This is a genomic window from Bacillus cereus group sp. BfR-BA-01309, from assembly GCF_022664315.1.
Lineage (GTDB): Bacteria > Bacillota > Bacilli > Bacillales > Bacillaceae_G > Bacillus_A > Bacillus_A mobilis.
This window is the reverse complement of the sequence record NZ_JAKUHE010000001.1, coordinates 1-13,808: the sequence shown is the minus strand read 5'-3', so window position 1 is coordinate 13,808 and position 13,808 is coordinate 1. Positions and strand designations below refer to the sequence as shown.

Genomic DNA, 13,808 nt, shown 5'->3' with positions numbered 1-13,808 from the left:
TGTCCTGCTCCTTTTAATTTACTGATTTTAGTGATACGAGTTGATAGTTTATAGTAGTTTTTCCGTTCTCCCACTCTAATTTTTGTATCATTGCACTACCAATTCTTTCTTCATTTGATTTATATAAAGGTAATATTTCTTGAACTGTAAATAAGTGATAACCATCCAATTTTAATTGAAATATGTTTTCTTCTATATGTAACCTTACTTCTTTTTCATTTGAAATAATTTTTGTGTGCATCTCAAATTTCATGATAGATACAACCCCTTTTTTTAATCTCTACACTATTAATAGTATATTGGCTATGCAAGATTGACAAGTAAATACACGGTAAAGTACATACTTTTCTATCGCTATATGTTTTTTATTTTTAACATATAATACGGTATGTGAAATTTTATTCGTTTCAAAAATAAAAATGTCTCATGGGACATTTTTATTTTTGTATAAAGTCTTTCATTACATAATATAAAACTGTAATTAAAACGATCGCTACAAAAAATGAAAATACAGCGACGATGTACCCATCCTTATTTAATAAAATACAAAAAGAAATAGATATGATAAAAATCGGAAATACGAGACGTACTTTATCCTTCACTTCCTCTGTCGTATCTGTATGATGAAAAAACTGAGTTATCCCTATCATTAAAGAAGACAAAATAATCACCGACAACAGTAAAGGTCCTGGCATTCCGATTTCTCCTTTCTCTATTTCTAATAAAAAGTAATATTTCTTTTATCATAATCATTTCAAATACCCTTTTAAGGTGATTATGTACAATTTACACCTATATAATAGCGTGTTTATCATGATAACTTCAAATAATTACAATTACAGTAATGTTGTAATATTCATTGTCAACCTCCGAAATCCTGCAAATATAACTCGTCAAAATATGCATTTGGCAAATTAACATGTATCGCCAACTTTAGACAAAGTTTATAAAGGACATTTCAGTACGTATCAAGAATTAAGAATAAGAAGATATGTAAGGGAGGATGAATTATGACTGAACACGTTTTATTTTCTGTTAGTGAAAACGGCGTTGCATCAATTACTTTAAACCGCCCAAAAGCACTTAATTCTTTATCTTATGACATGTTACAACCAATTGGGCAAAAACTGAAAGAATGGGAAAATGACGAGCGAATTGCGCTTATCGTTTTAAAAGGAGCTGGCACAAAAGGTTTTTGTGCAGGCGGTGACATTAAAACTCTTTATGAAGCACGTTCAAATGAAGCTGCATTACAGCATGCGGAACGTTTTTTTGAAGAAGAGTATGAAATTGATACATATATTTATCAATATAAAAAACCAATCATCGCTTGTTTAGATGGAATTGTAATGGGCGGAGGTGTCGGTCTTACAAATGGTGCGAAATATCGAATTGTAACTGAGCGTACGAAATGGGCAATGCCAGAGATGAATATCGGCTTCTTCCCGGACGTTGGTGCTGCTTATTTCTTAAATAAAGCTCCAGGGTTTGCTGGTCGCTATGTTGCTTTAACGGCATCTATTTTAAAAGCTGCTGACGTTTTATTTATAAACGCTGCTGATTACTTTATGGCATCTGATTCATTACCAAATTTCCTTACTGAACTGGAAAGTATAAATTGGCATAAAGAAGATGATGTACATACTAATTTAAAAGAAGTCATTCGTACATTTGCAACTGCTTCAAGCTTAGAAAGCGAGCTTGCTCCTTCATTAGAAGAAATTACTTCACATTTTGCTTTCGATACAATTGAAGAGATCATCCATTCATTGGAGAAAGATCCAAGTCCTTTTGCCATAAAAACGAAAGAAACGCTATTATCAAAATCCCCTATTTCGTTAAAAGTAACATTAAAACAGTTTATCGATGGAAAAGATAAATCCGTTGAAGAATGTTTTGCTACCGACCTTATACTTGCTAAAAATTTCATGAGACATGCGGATTTCTTCGAAGGAGTACGCTCTGTTGTCGTTGATAAAGATCAAAATCCAATTTATAAATATAAGCAGTTAAGTGATGTTTCAGAAGAAGATGTAAATCGATTCTTTAACTTACTTAATGCATAAATCATCCCCGTTTATACAGGATAAAACTGAGGCTATATAGTCGTGTCATTACGCGACTATATGGCCTCTTTCCTATTTAATAATTTTTAATAAAATTTAATTTTATTAAATCAAAATATGTGCTAAACTATTTTTAATCAAATATTCTAAAAATAAAAAAAGGAGGAGCGACTATGATTGAAAATTTTTTTCTTTTCATCATTATGTCTATTTGTCTTATTATTTTACCTGGTCCTGATACTGCCATGGCCACGAAAAACACATTAGTTGCCGGTAAGATGGGTGGAGTAAAAACAGTGTTCGGCACATGTATTGCACTTTTGATTCATACGTTAGCAGCAGTAATCGGACTATCTGCACTTATTGTAAAGTCAGCTCTTTTATTCTCTATTTTCAAGTACGTTGGAGCTCTATATTTAATTTATATTGGTATTAAAGCTCTTTTAGCAGTAAGAAACAAAGAAAGTGTTGATACGAACGATTTACCTTTGCATAACGAGAACGAACATACTTCTTGCTTTCGCCAAGGATTTCTTACAAATTTATTAAACCCTAAAGTTGCAGTCTTCTTTTTAACCTTTTTACCGCAATTTTTAAATCCAAATCATAATACGTTTATCCAACTTCTCGTTATGGGTCTTACTTACCTCGTTTTAACAGTTATTTGGTTCGCTTTTTATATATTTTTAATTGATAAAATTAGTGCTTTTATGAAAAAACCGAAGACGCAACGTTATATTCAAGGGTTAACGGGTATCGTCTTAATTGGTTTTGGTATTAAACTAGCTTTTGAAAAAAGTAATTAATAACGGCGAAAAACACCACTATTAATAGTGGTGTTTTTCATTTAATAACTGATTTGGCTGTCTACTCTTTATTAAAACCAGCGCTCAGTTACAACTTTTTTACGTGTATAGAATTGTACACCATCTGTACCATTTGTACCTAAATCTCCAAAGAATGAAGCTTTATTTCCTGCAAATGCGAAGAATGCCATTGGTGCTGGAACGTTTACGTTTACACCGATCATACCAGCATCGATGTTATCACGGAACGTTTGTGCATGCTTACCATTTGACGTATAAATAACCGCACCATTTGCAAATTTAGATTGATTTGTTAGTTTAATACCTTCTTCTAAATCTTTAACTCTTACAATGCTTAATACTGGAGCAAAGATTTCATCTTGCCAAATTTTCATTTCTTGATTTACACCATCAAAGATTGTCGCACCTACAAAGTAACCTTCTCCAACTTCTTCCTTAATTTTACGGCCATCTACTAATAAAGTTGCTCCATCTGCTACACCGCTATTAATATAGCCTAGTACACGCTCTTTATGAGATTCACGAATTAATGGTCCAACATAATTATCTTCGTGGAAACCATCACCTACTTTTAACTTCTTCGTCTCTGCTACTAGTACGTCGATGAATTCATCAGCAATTTCATCTACTACCGCTACTACTGAACATGCCATGCAGCGCTCTCCACTACTTGCGAATGCAGATCCAATTACACCTTGCACTGTTTTCTCAAGATTGCAATCTGGCATTACAATCGCATGGTTTTTCGCACCAGCTAACGCTTGTACACGTTTCCCGTGTTTCGTACCTGTTTCATAAACGTAACGAGCTACCGGCTCAGATCCAACGAACGAAACAGCTTGAATATCTTTATTTTCTAAAATGCTATTTACAACATCTTTTCCGCCTTGTACTAAATTTAATACTCCTTTTGGAAAACCAGCTTCATAGAATAACTCTACAAGTCGCTCTGCTAAAAGTGGCGTTCTTTCAGATGTTTTTAATACGAACGTATTACCGCAAGCAATTGCAAGTGGGAACATCCATAATGGAATCATCATTGGGAAATTAAACGGTGTAATACCCGCAACAACTCCAATTGGATAACGCCAAATCGATCCATCAATGCCACTAGCAATATTCGGAAGAGCTTGTCCCATCATTAAATTTGGTGCTGACGTTGCAAGTTCTACCGCTTCAATACCACGCTGTACTTCACCAGTCGCATCTGTTAATGTTTTACCATTTTCGAGCGTAATGATTTTTGCAAGCTCTTCTTTATTTTCTTGTAAAAGCTGTAAATATTTATACAATTGTCTTGAACGATTCGGAACTGGTACTTTAGACCATGTTTCGTATGCTGCTTTTGCTGCTTCAACAGCTTTTTCAACATCTTCTTTCGGAGATAGTGGAACGTAAGCGATAATTTTTCCAGTCGCCGGATTTGGAACTGCTTCTACTTCTGTACCAGTAGATTCTACCCACTCACCATTAATATGATTTTTTACTCGCTTAATTTCAGTTGTAATCATTATATTCTCTCCTTTTTTATGATGTATTTACGTCTATTATTTTTGATTAGAAATTAATTGTTCACTAACTTTCTTATATAAAGCAGCCATATCATTTTCACCATACCCAGCTTCACTTGCTTCTTCATATACATTTAATAGCATTTCGCTTACTGGTAAGTGGAGTTCGCTTTCTTTCGCTAAATCTACTGCAAACCCTAAATCTTTCTTTAATAAATTCACAGTAAATCCTGGATCGTAGTTTTCAGTTGCAATGAAACTTTTATAATTACGCTCATAAATTCTACTTTGACCGTAACTTACATTTAAAATATCAAACATTTTATCTAAATCCATATTATTCTTTTTCGCTAATGTTAAAGCTTCACTCACACCAGCTGTATAAAAACCAATTAATAGGTTATTAATTAATTTTACTGTTGTACCACTATCAATCTGCTCACTAACATGGAAAATGTTAGTGCCTAGTACGCCCATGATAGATTCCGTTTTGTCATATACCTCTTTTGATCCACCAACCATAAACGTTAATGTACGGTTTTCAGCTCCAATTACCCCACCACTAACAGGTGCTGCTAAAAAGTCTACTTTCTTTTCCTTCGCAGCTTCCTCTAACTGTTTGTTTAACTGTGGAGATACAGTACTTGTATCAATTAAAACTACATTCGCGTGACCATTTTCAAATAATCCTTCTTCGCCAAAATATACCGCTTCAACAGCGCGAGGTGAAGGTAAACTTGTAAAAATCACATCACATGTTTCTGCTAGTTTTGAGATTGATAAGCCAATAATTCCTCCTTCACTTTCAAAGGAAGCTTCAGCCTCTTTATTTAAATCCACACCGTATACTGTGTAACTTGATTTAACTAAATTTTTAGACATTGGAAGACCCATGTTACCTAAACCGATAAAACCAATCTTTTTCATATCGCTTTCCTCCTATTTACACAATATACTTTCCGCGATTTATAATAGCTTTCGCAATTTCTCTCTTTTTTGTAAATACGTTCGTGTATAAAGGCACTAATAATTGACGAATTTCAGTTAAAATCACATGTCTATCTTGTTCTTCTATGACAGCAGCTGAAAGTATAGAAATCGCCGCTTCCTCTACTTTGCGATAGCCTTCTTCACAAATAACGTCAGTTATCATTTGTTTCGTACGCTCTTTCTCTTCACCATTTTTACTAATGGCTTTACTCGTACGTAAAAATGCTGATTCCATGACGTACACGTCCGTTAACATATTTGATAATACACGTGAATATTCTTGCTCTTGATCAATTTTTAATCCTGGAGTTTTAGAGAGCGTTTTCAAAGATTGTTTCAACAATTTTTTCGCTAATAAAATGTAACGATGGTTTCTTTCGACATTTGCTACATCAATCTCTACTTCTGTATCTTCAATTTGTTCCATTTGCTTCATTAACATTTTGGCAACTGTTAATCTATTAATTTCGTTCGTTCCTTCAAAAATACGACTAATTCTAGCATCACGATATAATCGTTCTACCTCGTACTCTTGCATATAACCGTAACCACCATGAATTTGTACAGCTTCATCTACGATATGACCTAGTGTTTCAGAAGCATTTACTTTATTAAGTGCACATTCAATTGCAAATTGAGACATTTTCTTCATAAGATCTTCATCACTCTCATGAATTGCTTCATCAATTACACCCGCTGTACGATAAGCTGCACTTTCTGCTCCATATGTAGCAATGATCATATTTGCAATTTTCTCTTGAATCATCGTAAAATCTACTAATTCCGTTTGGAACTGTTTTCGCTCTTTTCCATAGTGAACCGACAAACCAATTGCTTGTTTTGCTGTTCCAATATTTCCAAAAGCAAGCTTAAGTCTAGCGAAGTTAAGAATATTAAGAGCTACATGATGCCCTTTCCCAACTTCCCCTAAAACATTTTCTGCAGGGATGACAACATCTTCTAAAATAAGAGTAGCGGTTGATGAGCCTTTAATCCCCATTTTCTTTTCTTCTAGTCCAATGGATACACCTTCACATGTTCTTTCGACAATAAACGCTGTCATTCCTTTATTTGTCTTCGCAAAAACAACGTATACATCTGCCATATGAGCATTTGTGATCCACTGCTTCTCACCATTCAACTTCCAAGCAGTACCATCTTCATTTAATACTGCACTCGTTTTTGCACTTAAAGCATCAGAACCAGCATTCGGTTCAGTTAGAGCGTAAGCCCCAATCCATTCTCCAGATGCAATTTTCGGCAAATATTTTTCTTTTTGTTCTTTCGTTCCGTAATATATGTAAGGCAATGTACCTACACCTGCGTGTATATTAAATGAAACGCTAAATGCACCAGCGTATCCCATTTTTTCTGCTACAAGCCCTGAAACTGCCTTTCCTAACTCAAATCCACCGTACTCTTCTGGGACCTCGATACTTAATAATCCAAGTTCTCCAGCTTTCTCAAATAATTGACGAGAAACTTTATAATTATGTTGTTCAATATTCTCCATTTGTGGAACAATTTCTTGTTTAACGAATTGTTCTGTCGTTTTTGCGATTAAATCTTCATCTCCTGAAAAATCTTCTGGCGTAAAGAAAGTATGATTCACATCTTTATTAAGTGAAAAAAATTCATCCCACGGTAACTTCGTTTTCTCCATCTGAATCCCCCTATCATTTCGGCGTTATTTTCTACTTCATATGCTCGTCTACGATGAGTGGAATATCTTATTTTTGAAAACAGAAGGCGATGAATATTCACATCAAGCAGTTCTTTTTGCCAAAGATGTATTCTCATCGCCTTAGTTGCTTTATCTATTGATCCTCTGATAATACTGTTTTTGCAATTCCAGTATCTAATTCTTCAAAGTCATGATATGAAATTGTTTCATATAACTCACTTCTCGTTTGCATACTTGAAAGTGCATCTTTTTGAGAACCTGTTTCCTTAATTAAAGTAAACACATTCTCATATGCTTTCGCTGCAACGCGAAGTGAAGTTACAGGATAAATAACCATTTGGAAGCCCATATTTGCAAATTCCTCTGCACTATAATACGGCGTTTTTCCGAACTCAGTCATATTCGCAAGTAAAGGTGCATTAACTTTACTATTAAATAGACGGAACTCTTCTTCTGATTGAAGCGCTTCAGGGAATATCGCATCTGCACCTGCTTTTACATAGGCGTTCGCTCTTTCGATCGCTTCATCTAAGCCTTCTACACCGCGAGCATCTGTACGTGCCACAATATATAAGCTTGGTGCAACTTCTTTAATCGCTTTAATCTTTTGAACTAATTCTTCTGTCGTAACGAGTTTCTTACCATTTAAATGTCCACATTTCTTTGGTAATTGTTGATCTTCAATTTGAACAGCCGCAACTTTCGCTTCTAGCATTTCTACAGCTGTTCTCGCTACGTTTAATACACCGCCAAATCCTGTATCAATATCAACTAGAACTGGTAAGTCTGTAGCTCTTACTAGATCTCTTGCTCTCTCTGCTACTTCAGTAGACGTCACGATTCCTAAATCAGGTAGCCCTTTACTTGCAGTATAAGCCGCTCCTGATAAATAAAGAGCTGAAAATCCTGTATTTCTCGCAACTAAAGCTGCCATTGCATCATGAGCACCTGGAATTTGCAAAATTTCATTTGCTTCTACTAAAGCTCGGAAGCGATTCGCAAGCTCCTCTTGTGTTGACTGTTTATTCACAACCCAAGCCATTCTATATTCCCCCTATTATTAAATTAAGAATAGATCTACAAATTCGTTTACATTCATATTTTCTAGTTTCTCTTCATTTAAACAAGTTTCATGAATTTGTTCTTGTTGCTTACTAGAATAATGACCTGCCATATTTGCAGTGAATTTTTGAACAACTTTTGGAATTGCTTCGTCTCTACGGAAACGGTGACCAAGTGGATATTCACATTCCACGTTTTCTGTTACAGTGCCATCTTTGAAATGGACTTGAACAGCGTTGGCGATTGAGCGCTTGTTCGGGTCAAGGTAATCTAAACTGTACTGTTTGTTTTCAACAACAACCATCTTATTACGTAATTCATCTACACGTGGATTATTTGCTACTGCATCCTCATAATCGTCCGCAACGATATCTCCTTTTAATAAACCAATTGCCGTAATGTATTGTAAACAATGATCACGATCAGCTGGGTTATTTAATGGACCTTCTTTATCAATAATACGGATTGCTGACTCATGAGTTGTAATTGTAATACGATCAATTTCTTCTAATCTTTCTTTAATTTCTGGGTGTAATTTCACAGCACACTCTGCAGCTGTTTGTGCATGGAACTCTGCTGGATATGAAACTTTAAATAATACATTTTCCATTACATATGACTCTAATGGTCTCGCTAACTTTAATTCTTGTTTATTAAATAATACATCTTGGAATCCCCAGCCTGGTGCAGATAAAGCTGTTGGATAGCCCATTTCACCTTTTAGAGCAGTCATTGCAAGATGAACACCGCGGCTTGTTGCATCACCTGCTGCCCATGATTTACGTGAGCCAGTATTTGGTGCATGACGGTATGTACGAAGACTAGAATTATCAATCCATGCATGTGATAATGCATTAAAGATTTCTTCACGTGTTCCGCCAAGCATTTTTGCAACTACAGCAGTTGTTGCTACTTTTACATATAATACGTGGTCAAGACCGACACGGTTTAAGCTGTTTTCTAAAGCAAGTACACCTTGAATTTCATGTGCTTTAATCATCATTTCTAGTACTTCACGTACTTTTAATGGTTCTTTTCCTTCTGAAATACGAACACGGCTAATATAATCTGCAACTGCTAAAATTCCGCCTAAGTTATCAGATGGATGTCCCCACTCTGCTGCAAGCCAAGTATCGTTATAGTCTAACCAACGGATCATACATCCGATATTAAATGCACCTTTCACTGGATCAAGTACATATGACGTACCTGGTACACGTGTACCATTTGGCACGATTGTTCCTGGAACAACTGGTCCTAGTAATTTCGTACATTCTGGATATTGTAATGCTAAAATTCCACATCCAAGCGTATCAAGTAATACGTAACGAGCAGTACTGAATGCTTCTGCACTAGTTACCTCTTTATTTAATACATAATCCGCAATTTCTTCTAATAATGCATCTTTTTGTTTAATTTCATTTGTTTTAATCATGCTATTCTTCCCTTTCTGTCGAAAATTCGTTATTATTAATGATGGGTGTCGGTCAAACACCCATCTGGCGGGCGGCGCAAACAACTCCCCAGTTGTTCTTATTTACTAAGTACATGTCGCTCGCCAATGTAATTTACACGTGGACGGAACAATCGATTGTTCGCATGTTGCTCAATTACGTGCGCACATAGTCCCACTGTTCTAGAGCTAAAGAAGATTGGTGTATAAAGTTGAATCGGGATACCAAGCATCCAATATACTGGCGCTGCATAATAATCAAGATTTGGATAAATTCCTTTTTCCTTCTCCATAATCTTTTCTCCAGCTTCACACATTTCATATAGTGTATAATCACCTTTTACATCACATAACTGCTTTAAAGCTTCCTTCATCATCAGTGCTCTTGGATCCATCTTCTTCATATACACACGATGTCCAAAGCCCATAATTTTTTCTTTGTTATATAGTTTCTTCTGTAGCAACTCTTCAAACTTCTCAACATTACCAGCTTCTAAAAGCATGTACATAACCGCTTCGTTTGCACCGCCGTGTAAGCTACCTTTTAAAGATGCAACTGCACCTGTTAAAGCACCATATAAGTCGGATTGAGTTGATGCAATAACGCGCGCTGTAAATGTAGAGTTTGGCATTTCATGTTCACTATATAAAACAAGGGAACGATCAAAGATCTTCTCCTCAAGTTCAGTTGGTTTTTTACCTGTTAACATATAGAAGAAATTCGCACTATATGTTAATTCTTTAAGAGGCTGAATTGGGTCTTCATTATTTAAAATATGATAGCTATTCGCTACAATGTTTGGTACTTTACTCAATAATTTGTACCCGCGGCTTTTGTTTACCTCTAACGAGCGGTTTTCGATATCATTATCGTAACCAGCTAATGCGGACACACCTGTACGCAATCCATCCATCGGGTGCGTTTCTTTCGGTAATGCTTTTAATACGTTGAATACACCTTCTGGTACCGCGTATTCTTCTTTTAATTTCTTTTCAAGTTTTGCTTTTTCATCCTCATTTGGTAGATGTTCTTCCAATAAAAGGTGCACAATGTCTAAATACTCTTTTGTTTTTGAGAGTTCGATTAAATCATACCCTTGAATTACAATTTCACCTTTCACTGTGTCAAGAAACGAGATTTTCGTCTCCGCTGCCACTATACCATCTAATCCCGGGGAAAATTTTTCTTCAGCTTTCATCATTATTTCCTCCAATCCTAATAGATCTTCGTGCACATAACTGTAAGCCTTTACAATACTGCGAAACTACATTTCTATTTCAATGTATCAGAGTTTTTAGAAGATTTCAATTTATTTTATAATGATAAGTTTCCTATACTTTTACCGATGTAACAATACAATTTTTCAAAAATAATTTTCATATTTTATAAAAAAAGGACAGACTTCTTTGTATTTCTTATTAAAACAAAATATAAAGATGACTCAGAAAATCCCACAAAATATATCATTCACCCGATTTTTTTAAGAAAATAAAAAAAAACGAGTTGTATACATATACAACTCGTTTCTACATGAAATTTATTTCACTATCTCATCAATATAATTCTTATATAAAACTTATTTATTTTTAAAAAAGTTATTCTTTTACATAATTAAATTAAATTTCTTTCGTTTCCTCATAGTAAGATTCAACTATATGATAGTTTTTAAAGTACTAAAGATTATAAACATCCCCTAAAATAGAATGTCTTCTTTCTCAACTGATACGATTTCCCCATCTGATTTCTCAGAAACTATCCCTAAAGAATAGTCCGGCTGAATTGAACTATTAATATATTATTCTTTAACCATTGCAAATCGTTACGTTCAATTGAAATTTTCAACTTTGTTACTTCCGTTTACGCAAATTCTTTTTTACCTAATCGCTGTTTTACAAAAACAACAAAAATAATTAAAGCAAGTAACCCTGAAATTGCACTACCTGCAAATAAAATTCGGTAACCAAACATTTGCGAAACAACTCCAAGTAAAATCGCACCAAGTCCAATCCCTAGATCAAATGCGGTAAAGAACGAAGCGTTAGCAACTCCTCTTTTACTCGGATCAACCATTGTAATCATCGCTGCTTGCAATGCCGGCTGTGCTGAACCGAATCCAACACCGTATAATGTAGCGGCGATAATTACACCCATTAAACTATTTGAAAGTGTTAATACAACTATTGCGATAATAGTAATGCATAGTGCCGGGAGTATGATAAATACTTCACCATACTTATCTAATAGTTTTCCTGAAATTGGTCGTACAATTGTTAAAGCAACTGCATATACAAGAAAGAATGTCCCAGGATTCACATCAATTGACGATGCAAATAGCGGTAGAAATGTCGTAATCCCTCCATATGCAAATGATAAAAAGAAAACAACAATCGTAATGGATAGAACCGATTTTTCAAACAACTGCATTTTCCCTTTTTCTTTTTGAGGTGTGAAGGGCATTTTCGTCATGAACGATAACAGAACTGCCATAAAGGATAAAAGAGTTGCTAACAAGAATAGGCCGTGAAATGAATAGTGTTGCACAACCGATAATCCAATCATTGGGCCGATTGCCATTGCAATTGTCATAGCCATCCCGTACCATCCCATCCCCTCACCACGGCGTGAATCTGGAATAATATCAGTTATCGCTGTTCCAACAGCTGTTGTAGAAACAGCCCATGTTACCCCATGAATAACCCGCAAAACAGCTAAAAGGACAATTGTCGACGCTAAATTATAAGAATACATCGTTATCCCAAAAAAGATGAGTCCGAAAATAATAAAAGATCTTCTACCATATTGATCTAACATTCCTCCGATAATCGGTCGTATTACAACTGCTGCTATTGTAAACATTCCCATCATGAGTCCAACTTGTGATTCATTGCCACCTATCTCTTTAATAAAAAGAGGTAGCGTTGGAACTAGTAAATAAAATCCTGTAAATAAAAATAACATTGCGAAAGTCATTTGAATAAATGATTTCGTCCATAATCGTTCCATTAAAATTCCTCCATAAATACGTATGTTCTTGCAATTAACACCTCCATTTTACATTTTCTTAAGCCCTTTGCCCTCCGTAAATAGACGTATCTTTTTATAATAAATGGTCCACTACCCATTTCAATTGGTCTTACAACTTAATACGTATACCTTAGCCTAAAGTCCTATCGATATGTACCTTTATATGTGTAAAAAGAATATACTACTTTATTATCACAACTTAGGAGTGATTATTTTATGTGGGTATCTTCAAGAGTAACAGTCGTCGTTCCTTCGACCCCCGAAATACACGTTCCAGCCGTACATACGGCTAGTTCCGATGTAGGAATTGAACTTCCCGCAACTTGGCAACAATATCAAATTCCCGGTCAAGTCACCCCATCATTTTGGCATCATGGTACACATCCAAGTAGTACCACCTTCCATAGCCAAAGTTATCCTCCACTACCTCAGACTCAAGTTTTTTATCATTTCCCTTCTATTTACTTCCAAAATTTCTACGGTACCTTTAACATCTAAATGCATCATTTTAGCGAAAATAATATGTCAATTTATGTTCAATATACAAAAAGTCGAATTCCTAGTAACCCGGAATTCGACTTTTTATGTAATCTATAAATATAAATACACTGTTATTGAACTACTCACCACTTAACGTCCTTACGGACTGTTTGAAGTGGGAGATTCCTAAGTACAGAAGCCTAGTGGCTTCTAATTCATTAGGCTATCCCCGTAGTTCCTACGGTTAGAAGCCTTAAAGCTTCATTTTTAAGATTGATACTTGCGTTAATATCTCTGTCGTGATGACTATCGCACTCAGGACAATCCCATTCACGAAGATTTAGATTCTTAACGTCTTTATTTTGATACCCACAACAAGAACATAATTGGCTTGAAACAAATGTTTTAGATACCGGAATGACTTGTTTTCCATACCATTTTGCCTTGTATTCTAGCAACGTTCTAAATTGCGACCAAGATACTTCACTAATCGCTTTTGCTAACTTATGATTTTTTAACATATTCGATACTTGCAAATCTTCTATACCGATAACATCGTGGTTTTTGATGATTTCAGTTGATATTTTGTCCAAGTAATCTTTTCTAGCATTAGCTATATATTCATGAATTCTAGCTACCCTTACTCGTTGTTTATTCCAGCGAGAAGATCCTTTCATTCTTCTAGAAAGAACACGCTGTGCTTTTGCCAA

13 protein-coding genes are annotated in these 13,808 nt (G+C 35.2%); 3 read left to right on the top strand and 10 right to left on the bottom strand.

Translation table 11 applies throughout. The features are described 5' to 3' along the window. Positions 1 to 13: 13 nt before the first annotated feature. Both MR115_RS00070 and MR115_RS00065 read right to left on the bottom strand, forming a co-directional pair. On the bottom strand, positions 14 to 253 hold the full coding sequence (locus tag MR115_RS00070; protein ID WP_000667347.1) for a DUF2584 family protein: 240 nt from the start codon (positions 251 to 253) through the stop codon (positions 14 to 16). Between the two features lie 184 nt (positions 254 to 437). Then, positions 438 to 695, bottom strand: coding sequence for a hypothetical protein (locus MR115_RS00065; RefSeq protein ID WP_001119406.1), 258 nt, complete (start codon positions 693 to 695; stop codon positions 438 to 440). Between the two features lie 315 nt (positions 696 to 1,010). Here MR115_RS00065 and MR115_RS00060 point away from each other — a divergent pair, with 315 nt between their 5' ends. Further along, positions 1,011 to 2,066, top strand: a complete 1,056-nt coding sequence (locus MR115_RS00060) for an enoyl-CoA hydratase/isomerase family protein (protein WP_242239151.1) — start codon at positions 1,011 to 1,013, stop codon at positions 2,064 to 2,066. Positions 2,067 to 2,239: 173 nt separating this feature from the next. Further along, complete coding sequence (locus MR115_RS00055; RefSeq protein WP_097819798.1) at positions 2,240 to 2,872, top strand: LysE family translocator; 633 nt, start codon at positions 2,240 to 2,242, stop codon at positions 2,870 to 2,872. Positions 2,873 to 2,943: 71 nt separating this feature from the next. Here the strand turns inward: MR115_RS00055 and MR115_RS00050 are convergent, their stop codons facing one another. From MR115_RS00050 to MR115_RS00015, 7 genes are all read right to left on the bottom strand, one after another. Beyond that, a complete protein-coding gene (locus tag MR115_RS00050; RefSeq protein ID WP_000633351.1) occupies positions 2,944 to 4,404 on the bottom strand; it encodes a CoA-acylating methylmalonate-semialdehyde dehydrogenase in 1,461 nt (486 codons plus the stop codon). A 36-nt stretch (positions 4,405 to 4,440) separates the two neighbouring features. Continuing rightward, positions 4,441 to 5,331 (bottom strand): NAD(P)-dependent oxidoreductase, encoded by an 891-nt coding sequence (locus MR115_RS00045; RefSeq protein ID WP_242239149.1) that lies wholly within the window; start codon positions 5,329 to 5,331, stop codon positions 4,441 to 4,443. Positions 5,332 to 5,347: 16 nt separating this feature from the next. Further along, the gene (locus tag MR115_RS00040; RefSeq protein WP_242239147.1) at positions 5,348 to 7,057 is read right to left on the bottom strand and encodes an acyl-CoA dehydrogenase family protein; all 1,710 of its coding nucleotides are present in this window, start codon (positions 7,055 to 7,057) and stop codon (positions 5,348 to 5,350) included. A 154-nt stretch (positions 7,058 to 7,211) separates the two neighbouring features. Further along, the gene (gene prpB / locus MR115_RS00035; RefSeq protein WP_242239146.1) at positions 7,212 to 8,120 is read right to left on the bottom strand and encodes a methylisocitrate lyase; all 909 of its coding nucleotides are present in this window, start codon (positions 8,118 to 8,120) and stop codon (positions 7,212 to 7,214) included. Positions 8,121 to 8,138: 18 nt separating this feature from the next. Further along, positions 8,139 to 9,575 carry a 2-methylcitrate dehydratase gene (prpD, locus tag MR115_RS00030; RefSeq protein WP_242239144.1) on the bottom strand — a complete coding sequence of 479 codons (1,437 nt, stop codon included), beginning with the start codon at positions 9,573 to 9,575 and terminating at the stop codon, positions 8,139 to 8,141. Between the two features lie 98 nt (positions 9,576 to 9,673). Then, complete coding sequence (mmgD, locus tag MR115_RS00025) at positions 9,674 to 10,795, bottom strand: citrate synthase (protein WP_242239142.1); 1,122 nt, start codon at positions 10,793 to 10,795, stop codon at positions 9,674 to 9,676. Positions 10,796 to 11,451: 656 nt separating this feature from the next. Beyond that, positions 11,452 to 12,597 (bottom strand): MFS transporter, encoded by a 1,146-nt coding sequence (locus MR115_RS00015; protein WP_098597167.1) that lies wholly within the window; start codon positions 12,595 to 12,597, stop codon positions 11,452 to 11,454. A gap of 237 nt (positions 12,598 to 12,834) precedes the next feature. Here MR115_RS00015 and MR115_RS00010 point away from each other — a divergent pair, with 237 nt between their 5' ends. Continuing rightward, the gene (locus tag MR115_RS00010) at positions 12,835 to 13,116 is read left to right on the top strand and encodes a hypothetical protein (protein WP_242239140.1); all 282 of its coding nucleotides are present in this window, start codon (positions 12,835 to 12,837) and stop codon (positions 13,114 to 13,116) included. A gap of 200 nt (positions 13,117 to 13,316) precedes the next feature. On the opposite strand, the gene MR115_RS00005 is transcribed toward MR115_RS00010, so the two are convergent. Continuing rightward, the coding region (locus MR115_RS00005) for a transposase (protein ID WP_242239138.1) at positions 13,317 to 13,808 on the bottom strand (492 nt) is incomplete at its 5' end.

Coding starts and splice junctions, on each gene's coding strand:
- MR115_RS00050 (WP_000633351.1), bottom strand. CDS start 4,404: ATGATTACAACTGAAATTAAGCGAGTAAAAAATCATATTAATGGTGAG.
- MR115_RS00010 (WP_242239140.1), top strand. CDS start 12,835: ATGTGGGTATCTTCAAGAGTAACAGTCGTCGTTCCTTCGACCCCCGAA.
- MR115_RS00045 (WP_242239149.1), bottom strand. CDS start 5,331: ATGAAAAAGATTGGTTTTATCGGTTTAGGTAACATGGGTCTTCCAATG.
- MR115_RS00060 (WP_242239151.1), top strand. CDS start 1,011: ATGACTGAACACGTTTTATTTTCTGTTAGTGAAAACGGCGTTGCATCA.
- MR115_RS00065 (WP_001119406.1), bottom strand. CDS start 695: ATGCCAGGACCTTTACTGTTGTCGGTGATTATTTTGTCTTCTTTAATG.
- prpD (WP_242239144.1), bottom strand. CDS start 9,575: ATGATTAAAACAAATGAAATTAAACAAAAAGATGCATTATTAGAAGAA.
- MR115_RS00040 (WP_242239147.1), bottom strand. CDS start 7,057: ATGGAGAAAACGAAGTTACCGTGGGATGAATTTTTTTCACTTAATAAA.
- mmgD (WP_242239142.1), bottom strand. CDS start 10,795: ATGATGAAAGCTGAAGAAAAATTTTCCCCGGGATTAGATGGTATAGTG.
- MR115_RS00055 (WP_097819798.1), top strand. CDS start 2,240: ATGATTGAAAATTTTTTTCTTTTCATCATTATGTCTATTTGTCTTATT.
- MR115_RS00070 (WP_000667347.1), bottom strand. CDS start 253: ATGAAATTTGAGATGCACACAAAAATTATTTCAAATGAAAAAGAAGTA.
- MR115_RS00015 (WP_098597167.1), bottom strand. CDS start 12,597: ATGGAACGATTATGGACGAAATCATTTATTCAAATGACTTTCGCAATG.
- prpB (WP_242239146.1), bottom strand. CDS start 8,120: ATGGCTTGGGTTGTGAATAAACAGTCAACACAAGAGGAGCTTGCGAAT.